13 protein-coding genes are annotated in these 17,108 nt (G+C 38.1%); 5 read left to right on the forward strand and 8 right to left on the reverse strand.

Translation table 11 applies throughout. The annotated features are described in order from the left end of the window. Positions 1 to 5: 5 nt before the first annotated feature. The 6 genes from recG to CWD91_RS15625 all read right to left on the reverse strand — a co-directional run bounded on the left by recG (position 6) and on the right by CWD91_RS15625 (position 9,917). Positions 6 to 2,105, reverse strand: a complete 2,100-nt coding sequence (gene recG / locus CWD91_RS15600; RefSeq protein ID WP_103441899.1) for an ATP-dependent DNA helicase RecG — start codon at positions 2,103 to 2,105, stop codon at positions 6 to 8. Between the two features lie 215 nt (positions 2,106 to 2,320). Continuing rightward, positions 2,321 to 4,813, reverse strand: a complete 2,493-nt coding sequence (locus CWD91_RS15605) for a CHAT domain-containing protein (RefSeq protein WP_103441900.1) — start codon at positions 4,811 to 4,813, stop codon at positions 2,321 to 2,323. Between the two features lie 72 nt (positions 4,814 to 4,885). After that, entirely contained in the window at positions 4,886 to 6,838 is a 1,953-nt protein-coding gene (locus CWD91_RS15610; protein ID WP_103441901.1) for a PKD domain-containing protein, read from the reverse strand. Positions 6,839 to 7,010: 172 nt separating this feature from the next. Continuing rightward, positions 7,011 to 8,033, reverse strand: coding sequence for a hypothetical protein (locus tag CWD91_RS15615; RefSeq protein ID WP_103441902.1), 1,023 nt, complete (start codon positions 8,031 to 8,033; stop codon positions 7,011 to 7,013). Positions 8,034 to 8,162: 129 nt separating this feature from the next. Continuing rightward, positions 8,163 to 8,732 carry a hypothetical protein gene (locus CWD91_RS15620; protein ID WP_103441903.1) on the reverse strand — a complete coding sequence of 190 codons (570 nt, stop codon included), beginning with the start codon at positions 8,730 to 8,732 and terminating at the stop codon, positions 8,163 to 8,165. Between the two features lie 165 nt (positions 8,733 to 8,897). Then, complete coding sequence (locus CWD91_RS15625; RefSeq protein ID WP_103441904.1) at positions 8,898 to 9,917, reverse strand: hypothetical protein; 1,020 nt, start codon at positions 9,915 to 9,917, stop codon at positions 8,898 to 8,900. Between the two features lie 339 nt (positions 9,918 to 10,256). Here CWD91_RS15625 and CWD91_RS15630 point away from each other — a divergent pair, with 339 nt between their 5' ends. From CWD91_RS15630 to CWD91_RS15650, 5 genes are read left to right on the forward strand one after another with little or no spacing between them, the layout of a single operon-like run. Continuing rightward, a complete protein-coding gene (locus CWD91_RS15630; protein ID WP_103441905.1) occupies positions 10,257 to 10,838 on the forward strand; it encodes an RNA polymerase sigma factor in 582 nt (193 codons plus the stop codon). A gap of 4 nt (positions 10,839 to 10,842) precedes the next feature. Beyond that, positions 10,843 to 11,568 (forward strand): hypothetical protein, encoded by a 726-nt coding sequence (locus CWD91_RS15635; RefSeq protein WP_103441906.1) that lies wholly within the window; start codon positions 10,843 to 10,845, stop codon positions 11,566 to 11,568. Between the two features lie 55 nt (positions 11,569 to 11,623). Continuing rightward, positions 11,624 to 13,711 carry a M1 family metallopeptidase gene (locus CWD91_RS15640; protein WP_103441907.1) on the forward strand — a complete coding sequence of 696 codons (2,088 nt, stop codon included), beginning with the start codon at positions 11,624 to 11,626 and terminating at the stop codon, positions 13,709 to 13,711. Further along, entirely contained in the window at positions 13,708 to 14,619 is a 912-nt protein-coding gene (locus CWD91_RS15645) for a patatin-like phospholipase family protein (protein WP_103441908.1), read from the forward strand. The genes CWD91_RS15640 and CWD91_RS15645 overlap by 4 nt, the downstream gene beginning before the upstream one ends. Continuing rightward, positions 14,616 to 15,506, forward strand: a complete 891-nt coding sequence (locus CWD91_RS15650; protein WP_103441909.1) for a patatin-like phospholipase family protein — start codon at positions 14,616 to 14,618, stop codon at positions 15,504 to 15,506. The genes CWD91_RS15645 and CWD91_RS15650 overlap by 4 nt, the downstream gene beginning before the upstream one ends. A 12-nt stretch (positions 15,507 to 15,518) precedes the next feature. On the opposite strand, the gene CWD91_RS15655 is transcribed toward CWD91_RS15650, so the two are convergent. Both CWD91_RS15655 and CWD91_RS15660 read right to left on the reverse strand, forming a co-directional pair. Continuing rightward, positions 15,519 to 16,037, reverse strand: coding sequence for a DUF7935 family protein (locus CWD91_RS15655; RefSeq protein ID WP_103441910.1), 519 nt, complete (start codon positions 16,035 to 16,037; stop codon positions 15,519 to 15,521). 156 nt (positions 16,038 to 16,193) lie between these two features. Then, positions 16,194 to 17,000 carry an OmpA family protein gene (locus CWD91_RS15660; protein ID WP_103441911.1) on the reverse strand — a complete coding sequence of 269 codons (807 nt, stop codon included), beginning with the start codon at positions 16,998 to 17,000 and terminating at the stop codon, positions 16,194 to 16,196. Between the last annotated feature and the right edge of the window lie 108 nt (positions 17,001 to 17,108).

Below are 17,108 nucleotides of genomic sequence, written 5' to 3' on the forward strand. Positions count from 1 at the left end.
TACTCCTAACTTATATAATTCCAAATATTTTTATATTTCACCAATTGTGTATAGGCATTAAGGATAATGGGATGCTTCTGCAAACTTATATCTTCCTTTAAAATTTTAAGGGCATGGTATCTCGCAGTTTTTAGAATATCATTGTCCCTTATAATATCCGCTATCTTTAGATTTAGCACTCCACTTTGTTGGGTTCCCATTAAATCGCCAGGTCCCCTAAGCTTTAAATCCACCTCGGCAATTTGAAATCCATCATTGGTGCCCACCATGGTTTCCAGCCTAGTTTTTGAATCGGAAGAGAGTTTGTGCCCGGTCATTAGAATACAAAAACTTTGATCTGCTCCACGACCTACCCTTCCACGTAATTGGTGTAATTGCGATAATCCAAACCGTTCGGCGCTTTCAATGATCATTACAGAGGCGTTGGGTACATTAACTCCAACCTCAATTACAGTTGTGGCCACCATAATATGAGTTTCTCCCTTAACAAATCGCTCCATTTCATAGTCCTTATCCGCGGGTTTCATTTTACCGTGTACAATGGAAATCTGAAAATCGGGCAGCGGAAAATCCCTAGCTATACTCTCATAACCATCCATTAGGTCCTTATAGTCCAAAGCTTCGGATTCCTGAATTAGTGGATAGACCACGTAGACTTGCCGACCCTTTTTGATTTCATCCCTTATAAATTGAAATACTTTTAAGCGGTTGGAATCGAATCGGTGCACAGTTTTTATGGGTTTTCTTCCCGGAGGTAACTCATCAATTGTGGAAATATCCAAATCTCCGTATAAACTCATGGCCAAAGTCCTGGGGATAGGAGTGGCGGTCATTACCAAAATATGGGGAGGAATATCGTTCTTATGCCATAGCTTTGAGCGCTGAGCTACACCAAATCTATGTTGCTCATCCACAATGGCCAGGCCTAAATTTTGATAAGCAACCTTATCTTCCAATAGGGCATGGGTACCAATTAAAATGTTTAGCTCTCCATTTTCCAATTGCTCATGGATTATCTTGCGGGCCGATTTTTTTACCGATCCGGTAAGAAGGGCTATATTAACTCCTATATCTCCAAGAAGTTCTTTAATACCCATAAAATGTTGGTTGGCCAGAATTTCGGTAGGGGCCATTAGACAGGCTTGGTAACCATTGTCTATGGCCAATAGCATTGTCATAAGTGCCACAATAGTTTTGCCCGATCCTACATCCCCCTGAAGTAGCCTATTCATTTGGGCATTACTTCCCAAATCGGCCCTAATCTCCTTTATTACCCTTTTCTGGGCATTGGTAAGTTCAAAGGGCAAATGATGTTCATAAAATGTATTGAAAAGGTTTCCAACCTTATCAAAATTGTACCCCTTTATTTTTTGCTTATGTAACAAATTCTTCGATATAAGCTGCAATTGTATGTAAAACAATTCTTCAAACTTAAGTCGAAACTGTGCCTTGGCCAAAAGCGTTTGATTTTTCGGGAAATGAATATTAAACAGTGCTTCACTTTTAGTGATTAGCTTTAACTCACTGATCAGGCCAGGGGACAAGGTTTCCCCAAATCTGCCCTTGGTCTCCATGAATAATTGCTGAATAAGTTTGTTGGTTACTCTATTGGTAATACCCTTGTTGGCCAATTTTTCAGTTGAAGGGTAGACGGGTTGCATACTAATTTTTAACCCTTTTTCATGTTCTTCCAATAATTCCATTTCTGGATGGGGCATGGAATAGGTACCATTGAACCAATTCACCTTTCCAAAAATGACATAGGGAGTATTTAACTTTAGATTTTCCCTAATCCATTTTTGGCCACGAAACCAAACCAGTTCCATTTCGCCAGTATCATCCATAAATTTGGCTACTAACCGTTTTCCTCTTTTTTGTTCAACTGTTTTAATATTGACAATCTTCCCGATAATTTGAACATCCGAACTGGTTCTTTGCAGTTGGTTAATTTTATAGTATTGAGTTTTATCTATATAGCGATTGGGAAAAAGATTTATTAAGTCCTGGTAAGTGTGTATTCCAAGCTCCGATTGAAGGGTTTCTCCACGGTTGGGACCAACGCCTTTTAGGTAAGCAATTGGTGTCTGTAGTACATTGGAATTCATTGGAAAACACTTAATTTTTATTAGAAGTCCTATGATTAATTGCTATTTATTAACTAGGAACGACTGGATCTGATGATGGTTTTTTTGAATAGACTAAAATAGGAGTTCCGCCATACAACTGCAAGTGTGCCATTATTATTATCATTCACTTTGGGAAAAGAGTGGAATGCAGCCATTCATTTTCTTCAAAAAGGAGGTTCTTAAAAAAATTGGTTTTATTTCTTCCTTTTGCTCAGAAGAATTATTAAAACACCTAGAAACAGCATTGAAGCACCCCACCACCATAAGGAATTATTGGACTTTTCATTTGAATCAATGGCTCCGTAATACGCAAAACCATTCCAATAGTATGGGGATTTTTTAGCATTTGGGACAGATTTATCCTTTAGGTACGACAGCTTGGCCCTATGATTGGATTCGAATACAGAACCGTTTGATTTAAAGGATTCATAAAATCGGGACATAATGGAGGCTGTGCTTTGATCGTTTACTTTCCAAAGTGAAAATAGTACAGATGAGGCTCCGGCATACTGAAAACCACGTGCCACACTAATGGCACCTTCTCCTTTTTGGAGTTTTCCAATCCCAGTTTCACAGGCACTTAAAATGATCGTCTTGCCGTTCATGTCCAAACTATGTAGTTCAGGCAGATACAGTATATCATCATAGAATTGTATATGTGCCGGAACTACGTAATCGCCACTGGCCGCATGGGTGGATAGATGAATGAGGTCATGGTTTTTTGCCATGTCGATAAAATTGTTTTTGGTCGCCCGGGACTCTAATACCAATTCTGCCGACATAATATCCCCAAGGGCCTTTGCCTCATCTTCGGAATATGATAATTCGTCAGAACTTCCTTTAAAAATGGGAAAAATTCCTAAAACTGATTTTATTTTGGCATTATATTTTGCTTCGAGATATCGCTTCGCGTTAACAGCATATGTTACTTTTTGGGATGCCACCAAAAAGGGCATTTTAGTAAACGACATTCCATTTGTTGGTTGGGTCAATAGCGACTCAAAGGGGAGAAAATTAAGCAGTCCATCGGGAATTAACACCAAATTCTTTTTATTAAGTCCGTGATTCAAATGTAAAACCTCAAACATCTTATAAGCGGTTTTCGTAAAATTGGCCACATCATTATTTATGGCCTCGGGACCATCAAATAGGCGTATGTATTTTATAATTAAAGGGGTTAGTTCTTCGGTATCAGGAAGGCGAAGCATTCGTATTCCTGAATCGTTAATTGTGAATTGATAGTTGCTTGTGGTGCCTGAAAAATAGGATTGCATTACTGCTGCGTCCGTTTTTAACTTCAGTTGCAGATTGGTTAGATTGAGTTCTGTTCGAAGCGGTATAAGCTGATTGGCTTGGGCAATCTTTATCTGTCGGTCAATGTCAGCCAGTTCTGAAGTAAAAGTTTCCAATATAGCATCACTCAAGTTTTTGAATTGGGCACGTAGCAATTGGTCGGTTAGCTTATCACGATTTCTTATAAGGCTTTTCAACTCAAAGCCATTGCTGTCCAGGTGTTTTTCATTTTGACCATTGATAACATTTCTTTCCATTAACACTGAAGCCTTGCCCTGTTCCACATATTTAAAGGCTTTTTCGGCCCAAATCTGTTCACTGGTATCGGAATACCGCTTCCAAAGTAGGTCGATACATTTTTCCGTACGATGTTTAACCTCTGCCCGGTGTATAATTTTGGTTTCTTGGGAGATATAGTCCTGTTGCAGCAAATTGGACACATAAAAAGCCAGGTCATATGCCTCCAAGGCTTCCTCTAAAGTTGTTGCCGTTGCGGCGTAGGCATCAAAAATGCGTAGAAAATTACGATCAGGAAATATTATGGATCTCTCAGGAAACCCTTTGCCGGAATAGGAGGGGAGTAGTACTGACAAAGCGCTTTGCAATATGTTTTGTGCTTTTGGCACATTACCTATTTCCAGAAGTAATTCCGCTTCTTCAACCTGCAGGTTCACCCATTCACGGGCAGATACGTTTTCATCCTTTATCAGTGCGATTTTCGCTTTTTCAAAATATTCTACGGCCAGTTCTACTTGCCCTTCCTTTAGCCCTATTAATGCGAGACTTTTATAGGCATTCACATGATTAACACCGGTTAATCCTATTATCTCTGATAGCAACTGTTTTGCTTTGTCGAAGTTTCCAAGACGAAAATAAGCAGTGCCAAGGTTATTTTTCAAAGAGGCAATAGCCTGCAGTGGAATATCCTTATTCTTCAAAGTTTCGTTTATCATTAGGTACGACATTTCATATCTGGAAGTAGAATTATATAGTGCCGATAAGGATAATACGGTATTGAACAAAAGAGAATTATTTGCGGTGTTTTTCGCATGGAAAATACACTTCCTTAACAGTTCTTCGGCCTTTAAATAGTCCCCCTGTCGGGTATATAAAGCAGCCAAAGGAACAGCTGCATTTTCATAAATATCGTAATCTGATAAATGGTTGGACTCGAAACGATGATAGGCATCTTCATAGTTTTCGACGCTTTTGGTTAAGTCTCCGTTTTTTTCGAAATAGTAGCCTAGATTACATCGTGTAATGACCAGGGTTAGTTGTTCATCAGGCGAGTTGGCAGTTTCACTGAAGGCAAGGGCAGAATTTTCGAGACCCTGGAGATTTTCAATTGTTGGCCTGGCCACTAGACTGTCCAACATCTTATATAGTTCATCCATAGTAAGCTGGGCTGAACTCCAGAATGGGAGCACCCAAAAAACCAAGACGATTATTTTATTCAGATTTTTCAATTAGAAGCGCCATAAGGCATAAAGTTGCCAATAATTAAAATCCGTTTTATTGTTCATTACATAGCGCGCACCCATACTTGGTCCCAATCGGGAAAAGCCTGCGGTGACATCGAATAAAATACCCGTTCTCAAGTTGGTAAAGGAATCCTTCAGTGAATTTGAGTCGGTATTTGAATCAATTAGAAACTGGTCCGAATCGCCTTCGTAATTTTCAACAGTTACACTATTATTGGCGGTAGTACTCATATTGATATTTGCCTGAATTCCCGTACCAATACCAATGTAATTGTTGAGATTATATCGAAGTAAAACTGGCACCTCCCAATTTACACTTTTTTCTTCCGTCTTTGTAATGGTTCGTTGCAACCCTTTGCCACCGGTTCTGGGGTCGTCAATGTTCTGGTCCACACTAGTTCCACTTGTGCTTGAGTTGAAACTATTGCTGAATTCCGCCTGTCCATACAAGCGATATGGTTTGTAGGGTGAGACTACGGCACTCATAAAATAGCTTTTAGCGTTTTCTACATTGGGATAATAATTATACCCGGCTTTGACTCCAATGGAAATCCCAGGACTAAAACGTGTTGTGGCGTAGTTGGTAATAATAGGTTCGTTATTATCGAAAATGATGGCGGTACGGCTTTTCGTCTTTTTCTTATGGAAGTCCTTTGCAAAGCGGATGCTATATTTTACATACCCTTTGGTGGAATCCTTTTCCTGTACATTTTTCTGTTGCGTTCCCGGGAGGTAGATATTCTTAAAGGTAAATATGGCCTTATTTTTAAGAAAAGTTGTATCCAAACAACTGTAACGTACTGGTTCTTTTGGACAAATGGGACAAGCAGGATATTGGTCTTCCAATTTTAGTGTAGCCATATCCAACATTTCTGGAATATCCGTTTCCAGCCGGATTGTGCGTGCCGGCCCTTCACCGTTATTCTGGAATTTAATTTTGTATTTCAATGTCTTAAAGCGTACCAAACGGTAGTTCATCAATACCCCATTGGAAGACATTTTATTGGGGTCGTGGGAAGTTACGATTTCCATTTCCATATCCTTTACAGTGTGGTCACTGTAGTTATTATCTGGCACGTAAATACCTCGAACGGAAATAATGGCACTTGTATCCTTTATCATCTCCGGTGCTGTGCGCATGGTTAAAAATATATTTCGTTCTTCCCCTGGCTGCATATTGTCAAATGAAATTGATTTTTTGGAGCGATAGGCCATTTTTGCTTCATCCAAACTTAGCGGCAAGTTGGTTTTTTTTGTGGAATCTTGTTGTTGGGTACTATAAGAAATCAGTTCATTTTCAATGGATGCCAAGAATGATTGGGTGGGGTTACTAGTTGAATTACTGACAATCATATCCGTAGGTATCAGACTTTCACCATGATGCATCCTAATTTGGGGGTCTAAGAAGTTATCGCTCTTGAACACCATTTCGTTATAGAACAGATGAATATTACCCGAGGATGTATAGTTGTTCGGATTCTTATAGCTCACGATCATGACCATTTCTTCATTGATCATCGGCTCGCGATTGCGTTTAAGCATGAAATCATCGGACATACTTGCTACATCGTCCGCTGTATTAGTAATTTCGTTGATGACCACTTTTTTAGGTCGAGTGGCAGGTGGCTTCCCGGTATCGTAATTGTTGGTGGCCCAGAGTTTTGCCTCGTAGCTTCCTGTTTTTTTATAGGTGTGTTTAGGGTCTTTCTCTGTGCTAAAGGTCCCATCGCCAAATTCCCAATAATAGCTATAAAAGGCCTTTGGCGCTCCAGCTATTTGCTGTAATGGTGGAGTATCCGAAAGAAAGGATACCTCATTGCCATTGGCATCATAACCAATGTTGGCGTATCGCTGGACAGTATCCTTGACAATTGACTCTTGGGCTTGTACAGCATACCCGAATAAGAACAAGATAAGAAATAAGAAATTATTTTGCATTGGAGCGAAATTGGGTTTACGATTAAAACTCCCTAGTACCTAACGTTTTGAGTAGCTCTTTGGTATATGTTAAAATACTTTTGAAACTTCTAACAATCAAAGACTGGTGGCTGGTATACCGGCCACCAGTCCTGTAGTTAAATCCAAATATATGAATAATGTAGGCCTTTTATTATGGTAGATTGTTTATTAAGGATTTAAGCTGGGCATCCGATGCTGTGGCAGTTTCCGATAAATCAAAACTTATTGTTCCGTCGGCCACAATAGTTACGGCCTTTATGGCATATAACCAGTTACCGTTATCTTCACTTACGAAAATGACATGAGCCTCCAAACCGATAGGTATTTGACCATAATGCTCGGTAAATAATTCAAGATCTTCATCGTATTTGTCCAAAAAAGCGAGGGCATTTGGTTCACCGTCGTATGAGATATAGACTGCACTATTTTCCTCGTTAAATCCTTCTGGAACGTCAACTAAAAGTCCCGTTTTTGGTCTTGGGTCTCCTGCAAAACGGTCCACATTGGTCCATCCAAATTCTTGGAAAAAGGTATAATAGGCGTCACCTTGGGTAATGCCTTTACCTATTTCGATACCAGGCATATTTCCCTCTTCATCTCTAATTTCATCCCAAATAATATCATCGCATGCAATTGTAGAATCACAATCTTCGCCAATGGTTCCTTTCCATAATGACATTAGGTTGTCAGCACCTCCCGTTAAATCTACAGGAATTATTACTTGCATATTGCAGCCTAGGACCAATTGATTTCCACCTTGTGTTGCATTGATGTAAAATTCCCCACCGGAAATCATAATAGCTTTCCCACCATCATTCATTCTACCCATTGTGGTTTTGTTGGTCAACAACATATTACCTCTATCATATAGTTCTACAATCTCAACAGCTACCTGCCCAGTAACGGCATTCCCGTTATTGGTTAGACAAGCACCATTAATACTGATTTGGGTTCCGTTTTCGGTGGTAAAAACTCCGATTTCTGACGCATCGAACTGAAAATCTTGAACTAAATCTTCTAAGGCATCTGATTTCAAACTTGCAAATTCCTGAGGTGTTGCAGCTTGGAACAGTACTCCAGGTTCGAAAATCTGATCTTTTTCTTCCAATGAACAACTGGCCAATGTTAATGCGCTAAGGGTTAGCATTCCGAATAATTTTCTTGTGTTTTTCATAATGAGTTATTTTAAAATTTGTATTATTTATTTCTTTACATCCTTAAATCAACAGGACTTAATTTTTGTTACCCTGTATTCAGCATTTTTATCTTAAAACTTAATCTCCTCTAGATTTTGGATACCGTTTTATTTGAAGATTATATCAATATAGGGTACGCCAAAATCTATAGCGGGACCCCCATTTTGATGAAAATTTGAACTTGTAATGGTCGTTGTTCCATTTGTGAATGGAAAACTCATAGTATTATTAGTTGCCATTCGGCCAATAGTATTTCCAATACTCGCTCCCCAATTGGTTTGAATTCGTTTTATGGTATATGAGGCTCCTGCTTGTAAACTAATAGTAGCTGTGGGTGTTACATATGAAGTTGCCGTAGCGGAGAAGGTGTGGGAACCCGAGTAAATAATGGTTGTTGTACTGTTGTCCACTATTTCTATTACATAGGGTGTGGTTGCTATCCCTGGTTGACTTTGATAGCCTATTTCACAAACTTCTTCTGTTGTGGATAGTACAAAAGTATATTCATGTATTTCCGTGTCATAAGTTACTGTGTCCGTATGACCAGAAGTAATCATATTTTGATAAAGAGTTTGAAATTCTGAAGTTGAATTATCACAGTCTAAATCTGGGACATTGGTATCATCAGGACTACAGGAAATAATTCCGAAAACTAAAATTAAGATCAATTTTTTCATAATAAGTTATTTTAAGGTTTGTATCATTTTTTGTATTACATCCTTATATCAAGTGGTTCTTATTTTTGTTACCCTTTTTAAATTTTATTTAAGTTTCTTTTTGGATTCTAAAAATAGAAGGATGGACTCCTAAGAAGCCCTCCTTCCATTATAATAACCCTAGTGTTATGGCAAAGCGTTTATCATAGTAATCAGCTGGCCTTCAGTTGTAGTGGCCAGGTCGCTTTCTGAAATTACAATGGTGCCATCGGCAACAATTGTAACAGGGTTGATAGCATATAACCAACTACCGTTGTCTTCACTAACAAAGATTACATGACATTCAAGACCAATAGGAATTATTCCGGTATGCTCAGAAAATAATCCAGTCTCGGGATCATAAGCGTCCAAGTTGGCGAGTGAGCCTGCTTCGCCATTATAAGAAAGATATAGTGCGCAGTTCTCATTGTTAAAACCTTCCGGTACTTCTGCCAATAAGTTGGTTTTTGGTCTAGGGTCGCTCCAAAAACGATCCACGTTGGTCCAACCAAAGTTGTTAAAGAAGGCCATATAAGATGACTGTCCTGCTGCACCCTGACCAATGTCTAAATTTTGGTTCTGTCCATCACGTTTTTGCTCAACCCAGGTAACATCATCACAGCCGGTTTCAACTTCACAGTCCATACCAATAATTCCGTCCCATAGGGTCATATCGTTATCGTCCCCACCAGTAAGCGCCGTTGGAACAATTACCTGTATAGGACATAAAAGTTGTAAAACGGCACCATTTTGTGTAGCTTCAATAAAGAATTCCCCTCCTGTTACTAAAAGGGCTTTATCTCCTGTAGGGGTAAGTCCCATAGTCGTCTTATTGGTGGCGAGCATCCTTCCTCTATCAAAAAGTTCTATTACCTCCACATCTACCATCCCTGAAACCGAGTTGCCATTGTTGGCCAAACAAGATCCATCCATGGTTATCTCCACGCCGTTTTCAGTAGTGAAAGTAGCTGAACCATCAACATCGATTTGAAATGTTTGTTTTAGATTTTCCAAGGCGGAAGCCTTTAAATCCGTAAAATCTTGGGCAGTGGCCCTTAGGGTTACTATATCTTCTAAATCGCTATCTCCGTTTGAATCCTTTTGGCAACTTGTTAGCAAGGTAGCTGTCATTAAAAAAAGACCTAAAATTTGTTTTGAATTTTTCATAATCTTTATTTTTAAATTAAAATGATTTTTTATTGTTCTCCCTTATATCAAAACAGTTTCAATTTTGTTACCCTATTATTTTGAAATGTTTTTCTTTTCTTAGGTTTTAAGGGGGATACACTTGTTGATTTTAATAAGCGCCATGAGGTTTTTTTAAAATAATGGACATCTTTTTCTTGGGATAACCTTGGACATTACGGGGAAACAGGAAGCCATTAAACTATGAATGAATAAGTGGCCTCCATATCAGGTAGCTTTGCAGGGTTGATATTCACAGACCTAAATTGTTTTACAAAAAAGAATTCATAGTTTTCTTACTTTAGGGAAAATTTTTAGTGAATGGCTGAATCAAATGTCCATCCGGATCAGAAATATATAGAGGGTTTATTGATGAACAGTCCTTTGGTGATTAAAAGTATCTATGACCGTTTTGTGCCAAAAGTGGTCGGATATATTAAAAAAAATAACGGTAATGAAGATGCCGCCAAGGATGTTGTGCAAGAAGTACTGGTTGCCATTTACAACCAAGCCAAACACAAAAAATTACAATTGACCTGTCCGTTCGACGCCTATTTTTTCTTGCTTTGTAAACGACGGTGGCTGAATGAAATCAAAAAAAGTTCTTTAAAAGAGGTAACAATAAACGAAGAGGTGGTATCTATGAATGACGATGCATTGCAGCTCGCAGATGAATTTGCGATAGAACAACAAAAGAAATTGGTGTTCGATCGCATGTTTCAAAAATTAGGAGACGCTTGCAAAGACCTTTTGAAAACAACTTTCGAAATAAAATCAATGGAAGAAGTGGCTCAAAAATTGGGAGTTACTTATGCATATGCACGAAAAAAGAAATCATTGTGTATTGGTAAATTGACTCGAATGGTGCAGGAATCGTCGGAATATAAAAACCTAAAAGCCTAATATCATGAACGAACTGGATTTAGAATTATACGATGCATATCTCGATGGTGCCCTTGATTCCAAAGCCCGAATGGACTTCGAGGCCCGTTTGGTCAATGACAGATCTTTTAAGGCATCTTTTGAAGCCTATAAGGAAACTTCAACCTACCTATCTGAAAAATTCAGTGACCTGGATGACCTTACCGCTTTAGAACATAACCTTGAAACTTTGGGGAAAGATCATTTTGACCAAAAAAGCCCTGGGAAACTCAAGACTGAAATTTGGAAGTATGCAGCGGCAATTTTACTATTGATTTCCATTGGAGGTTATTTTCTAATGAATAATAATCAGCCACAGTATAATGATTTTGCTGCCCTACCAACTATTTCTTTGGTTCAGAGAGGTGATGGAGATTCTTTGGCCAAAAAGGTTGAGAATGCCTTTAATAACAGGTCTTATAAGGAGGCCACTGATTATTTGAATGAATTAATACGCAATAATTCCAACAATCAGGAATTGTTATTGTATAGAGGTATTGCCCAAATTGAAACCGGGGCCTATGGGAACGCCTATAAGGATTTGGATGAAGTTGCCTCTGGCACCTCTGTTTATAAAAACGAAGCCCTGTGGTATAAGGCATTGGGCCTATTAAAACAAAAGGAATATGATGCGTGTAAGATGGTTTTGGTTGAAATTCCACCAACGGCCGATGAATACAATAGGGCACAGGATTTGCTTGACAAATTATAGTCCATTTTCCTTAATTAATTGAACATGTCAATACCAAGGGCTTTATATTTGTAAAATGAAATATCCCCTTTTCATTTATCTTTTTTTACTAACTGTTGGGATTTATGCCCAACATCAGGACAAGGTAGATTTCCTTCAAGCCAAGGTGGATATAAGCCTTGACCCCAAGCAAGAAACTATTGCCGGAAAAGTAACCTATGACTTGAAGGCCCTACAAAAAGTGGATTCCATTTTTTTGGATGCCCAAAATCTGCAATTAATTGGGACTCGGCTCAATAACAAAAAGGTCAAAACTACCAATAGTGGCAAACATATTATCATTCATAAAACATTAAAAGCCCATAAACCTTATACCCTAGAAATTAAGTACGTAGCCAAACCTAAACAAACGGTTTATTTTTTGGGATGGAATGATGGGATACTAGGCAATGAGCAAGTCTGGACACAAGGTCAAGGTAAATATACTAGCCACTGGCTTCCCAGTTTCGACGATATGACCGAAAAGGTAGAGTTTGACCTGGATATTTCCGTTGATAGGAACTATGTGGTAATTGCAAATGGAAACTTATTAGGGATCAAAGACTTGGGGGGATTAAAAAAATGGAGTTTTAATATGGATAGGCCTATGAGTAGTTATTTATTGGCTTTTTCTATAGGTGACTACCATAAAAAACAGATGTTATCCAATAGGGGAGTACCCATAGACCTATATCATTACCCCAGTGATAGCTCTTTGGTAGAACCAACTTACAGATTTACCAAAGAGATATTTGACTTCTTGGAAAAGGAAATTGGGGTCGATTATCCTTGGTCAAACTATAAGCAGATTCCTGTTCGCGATTTTCTTTACGCGGGTATGGAAAATACCGGGACTACAATTTTTTCAGACACCTACCTAATGGATTCCATATCCTTTAAGGATAGGAATTTTGTAAACGTAAATGCCCATGAAATGGCGCATCAGTGGTTTGGTAATTTGGTTACCGAGGTTGATGGATCCAGTCATTGGCTTCATGAAGGTTTTGCATCCTATTACGCCCTGTTGGCCGAGAAAGCGCTTTTTGGTAAAGATTATTATTCTTGGAAATTATACGAATCGGCAATCCAATTAAAGGAATTGACCGAAAAGAATCTGGGGGAAGCCCTCATTGATTCAAATGCCGGTAGCCTTACTTTTTATGAAAAGGGAGCATGGGCATTGCATATGTTGAAGGAACAATTGGGGGAGGAAAATTTTAAGAAAGGGATTCAGGAGTATTTAAAAAAGTACGGATATAAAAATGCAACTGTCAATGACTTTATTAAGGAAATGGAGTTGGCAAGTAGTCGTGATTTAAGTCCATTCAGGAATCGATGGTTGATCGATAAAGAATTTCCATTTACCGAAGCAAAGACAAGTTTGATTAGGGAATCGGAGGATTTGAGGGTTTTTTTTAGTCTGCAAAAGGAGGTAATGACAAGGAGTATTGACAATGAATCCATTATAAAAAAGTATTGGGGAAGCACAAATTCCGACAAATTAAAATCCCAAATAATCAAAACCTATTTTAAATCCCTGTCCGAAGATTTTCTGGGTGAGGCCCTAGTGAGCAATAATGTTATGGTCCGTCAAGCCATAGCACTTTCAGTAGGGCAAATTCCCTTGGAACTGAAATCTAAGTTTGAATCCCTTTTGGAAGATGATAGTTATATTACCAAAGAGGCGATGCTGTACAAACTATGGATAAACTATCCGGCAAATAGGGACAATTATTTGGACAAGGTCAAAAACATTGAAGGCTTTTCAAATAAAAACATTCGATTATTATGGCTCACCCTGGCCTTGCTCACCAAGGATTATGAACCCAATAATACCAATAGTTATTACTTGGAACTTAGCAGATATACCTCACCGGTGTATACCTATGAAATTAGGCAGGTGGCATTTCAGTTTTTGGAAGAATTAATAGGCTTCTCTGATAAGAATTTGTTGGATTTAATTAACGGAACCCAACACCATACGTGGCAATTTAGAAAGTACTCATGTACATTATTGGACCGACTTTTGGAACAAAAAGAGTATAGAGATCGAATTGAAGGGTTGAAAGTAAAATTAAATGGAGTGGAATTGCGTTATATTAGCAACAAACTGATTTCGGAATGAGAGCATTGGTTATTTCTGGTGGTGGTAGTAAGGGGGCATTTGCTGGTGGCGTGGCCCAATACTTGATGCAAGAAATGAATCATAAATACGACATATTTTTGGGTACTTCCACAGGTAGTCTTTTAATATCCCACCTTGCGCTACAAAAAATAGAAAAAATCAGAGAGGTATATACCTCTGTAAGTCAAAATGATATTTTTAGTAATTGCCCGTTTGTGATAAAAAAGAAATATGGAATAGAAACCATTGGCATCCATCATATCAATGTGATGAAAAACTTCTTTAGGGGTAGTAAAACTTTTGGGGAAAGCCATAATTTACTGGAATTGATAAAGAATACCATTTCCGTAGCCGAATTTGAGCATTTGAAAAAGGGACCTTTGGATATTGTGGTAACCGTATCAAATTTATCCCTAAACCAAGTTGAATATAAATCCATAAACAATTGTACCTATGAAGAGTTTTGTGAATGGATTTGGATTTCCTGTAATTACACCCCATTTATGACCTTGGTAAAGAAAAATGGATGCGAATATGCCGACGGGGGCCTGGGCAGTATGGTACCCATTGAGGAAGCCATTAGAAGAGGGGCAACGGTAGTGGATGCCATTATATTGCAAACTGAGGTTACACAATTAAATAGAATGCCTAGTAAAAATGTATTTTCATTACTTACAAGTATGTTTGCTTTTATGCTTGATAGAATAGAACAACAAAATATAAGGATTGGTAAGTATGTGGCCACCCATAATAATGCCATCATTAATTTCTACTACACACCAACGGTACTCACCACTAACTCCCTTATATTTGAAAAGGAAAAAATGACAGTATGGTGGGAAAGTGGATTTAATTTCGCCAAACATAAAAATTCTGAGACCAACCCAATAGAGACTGCAATTATATGAAAGCATTGGTGATTAGTGGGGGTGGTAGCAAGGGTGCCTTTGCAGGGGGAGTGGCCCAATACCTAATGGAAGTTGAAAAACGGGAATATGACATACTGGTGGGTACTTCCACAGGAAGTCTTTTAATTCCTCAATTGGCCTTGAATAAGATTGGTAAACTATATGATATTTACACAAATGTAAACCAACGCTCTATATTTAGCCTTAACCCCTTTGTAGTTCGAAAAAAGGGCGATAGGGAATATGTCTCCATAAATTTCTTGACCACCTTTCTCCAATTTGTTAAGAGCAGGCGTACCTTTGGGGAGAGTAAGGCCTTACGAAGGACCATAAAAAAAAATTTTACGGTTAAGGAATTCCAGAGTATAAAAGAAAGCAAGAAAGATGTGGTGGTAACGGTTTCCAACCTTTCTAAAAACAGAATTGAGTATAAATCCATTAAAGATTTTTCTTATGATGAATTCTGTGATTGGATTTGGATTTCCTGTAACTATATTCCTTTTATGTCTTTGGTTAAAAGGGATGGATTTGAATATGGCGACGGGGGCTTGGGTTGCGTGGTTCCTATTAGGGAAGCAATAAGAAGGGGCGCAACGGAGATTGATGCCATTATTTTGGAATCTGAAAATATGGACCATAATAGGGTCCTCGGTAAAAATCCATTTTCCTTAATGTTGAGTATTTATGGGTTTGTCTTGGACCAGATAGAATACCATGATATTTCGGAAGGAGTATTGGCCGCAAAACATAAAGGAGTGCAATTAAATTTATATTACACTCCAACTAAACTTACAGAAAACTCCTTGATTTTTAATAAAAAACTTATGTCGCAATGGTGGCAACAGGGATATAGTTATGCACAGGAAAAATTTTCCAGTGTTACCTAATTCAACTTTCATTTACCAAAGTTCCCCAATTTCCTTTTTAACATAGGACAACGCTGTAGCGGATGGTGAATGTTTTTCCATGGTTTCATTTAAAACGTCCTCACGAAGTTTGTCAGCCGAATCGGATTCGCTCATACCCGCTTTCCTGATCATTTGGATGGTAGCACTTTTAGCCGCCTTAATTATATTCCAACATTCATCGGTCATATAGATTTGCTGGGATAAGTTATGCTCAAATTCGGTTTCAATACTCTTGATCAACAAATTTTCGTAATCGTTTTTGTTGTTATTTTTTGGCCCTACTCGTACCACCAAACTTGGAATGGCAATTCGTTCCAAAAACAAGGCCATTCTTTCATAGGCCTGTAGTCTAATGGGCAAGGTATCTTTTTGACTGTCTTTGTGCAATAGGTATCGTCTTCTTCCTTCTTCGTTCCTGGTGTGTAACCTGAAAAAATAAAAGGCAACCATTCCGGTTACAACCGCTGGTAATAAATAGGCAAAAAGTTTAAAAATTTCCTCTCCGTTCATTTTGTTTTGGTATTTTTTGGTTTGTAGAATGTTAAACGGCTTATTCCTTTAAAAATTATGAAGGGTTTTAAATTTTTGCCCTATACATTTATATGGAGGTGATTCTAACATGGCCGAAAAAAAAAGCGCTTGATAGCGCTTTTTAAATTCTGATGACTATTTCATACTCTCTTTAACCAATTTATAGAATTCATAAAATTTTGGTTGTACTATAATCTCTGTAGATGTTTCAATACTGTAAAGCCCTAATTCCGATATTCCGGTGGCAACGATTCGTTTGGGCTCTATTTGATACTTACTTTCCAAAATTCTAGCTATGGCTGCAGCCTGTTGTGTGCCAATCTCCCAATTGTTTGCCTTGTTATCCTTGGATTCTACCAAATTACTGTTACTAACAACTTGAATATCCATGGTAGGATTCGCTTTTAAAACAGCACCAATGTTTGCAATAATAGCCTCTGCCTTCTCCTGTACTTTAAAATTCTTGGCGTTTTCACCAAATATATAACTATTGTCCAATACAACGGCTACAGCTCCCTTGCTCACTGTTATCTTGGGATCACTGCCCAAAGTTTGTTTAAATTGTGTAAAAACGGCTAGGGTAATAGAATCACGGCTGCTTAGTTCATCATTGATCACCCTTAATTGCGCTTCCTTTTTAACTAAACTTTCCAGCGTACTGTTAATATGATCGGACCTTTTATTGGAAGCTTCCGTAAAACTATTTAAGTTTTTTAATAGGTTGGCATTGGTTTCTTTAAGTTCATTTACCTGTGCCTCGTAAGATTCAACTTTGGCGGATGCAATCCTTTCCTCTCTTTTCATTTCTGACAGTCCAGTTTCAGCTTCCCTAACTCGAGTCCTAAGATTATCCACTTCCTGAATAAGATCCTTTTTGCTTTGTGCTTGGGTAATGGTAATGAAAATTAATAAAACTAGGGTTGTAAAAATTCTTCTTCTCATGGATAAAATTTGTTTATTTGAATGTTTGGTATTTTTGAACTAATTGATTTTTTGCAAGGTCATGAAATTTGATTTCGCGGGCAAATTTAAGATTTATATTGATTAGGT

The organism is Arenibacter hampyeongensis (assembly GCF_002909255.1).
Lineage (GTDB): Bacteria > Bacteroidota > Bacteroidia > Flavobacteriales > Flavobacteriaceae > Arenibacter > Arenibacter hampyeongensis.

Coding starts and splice junctions, on each gene's coding strand:
- recG (WP_103441899.1), bottom strand. CDS start 2,105: ATGAATTCCAATGTACTACAGACACCAATTGCTTACCTAAAAGGCGTT.
- CWD91_RS15605 (WP_103441900.1), bottom strand. CDS start 4,813: ATGGATGAACTATATAAGATGTTGGACAGTCTAGTGGCCAGGCCAACA.
- CWD91_RS15610 (WP_103441901.1), bottom strand. CDS start 6,838: ATGCAAAATAATTTCTTATTTCTTATCTTGTTCTTATTCGGGTATGCT.
- CWD91_RS15615 (WP_103441902.1), bottom strand. CDS start 8,033: ATGAAAAACACAAGAAAATTATTCGGAATGCTAACCCTTAGCGCATTA.
- CWD91_RS15620 (WP_103441903.1), bottom strand. CDS start 8,732: ATGAAAAAATTGATCTTAATTTTAGTTTTCGGAATTATTTCCTGTAGT.
- CWD91_RS15625 (WP_103441904.1), bottom strand. CDS start 9,917: ATGAAAAATTCAAAACAAATTTTAGGTCTTTTTTTAATGACAGCTACC.
- CWD91_RS15630 (WP_103441905.1), top strand. CDS start 10,257: ATGGCTGAATCAAATGTCCATCCGGATCAGAAATATATAGAGGGTTTA.
- CWD91_RS15635 (WP_103441906.1), top strand. CDS start 10,843: ATGAACGAACTGGATTTAGAATTATACGATGCATATCTCGATGGTGCC.
- CWD91_RS15640 (WP_103441907.1), top strand. CDS start 11,624: ATGAAATATCCCCTTTTCATTTATCTTTTTTTACTAACTGTTGGGATT.
- CWD91_RS15645 (WP_103441908.1), top strand. CDS start 13,708: ATGAGAGCATTGGTTATTTCTGGTGGTGGTAGTAAGGGGGCATTTGCT.
- CWD91_RS15650 (WP_103441909.1), top strand. CDS start 14,616: ATGAAAGCATTGGTGATTAGTGGGGGTGGTAGCAAGGGTGCCTTTGCA.
- CWD91_RS15655 (WP_103441910.1), bottom strand. CDS start 16,037: ATGAACGGAGAGGAAATTTTTAAACTTTTTGCCTATTTATTACCAGCG.
- CWD91_RS15660 (WP_103441911.1), bottom strand. CDS start 17,000: ATGAGAAGAAGAATTTTTACAACCCTAGTTTTATTAATTTTCATTACC.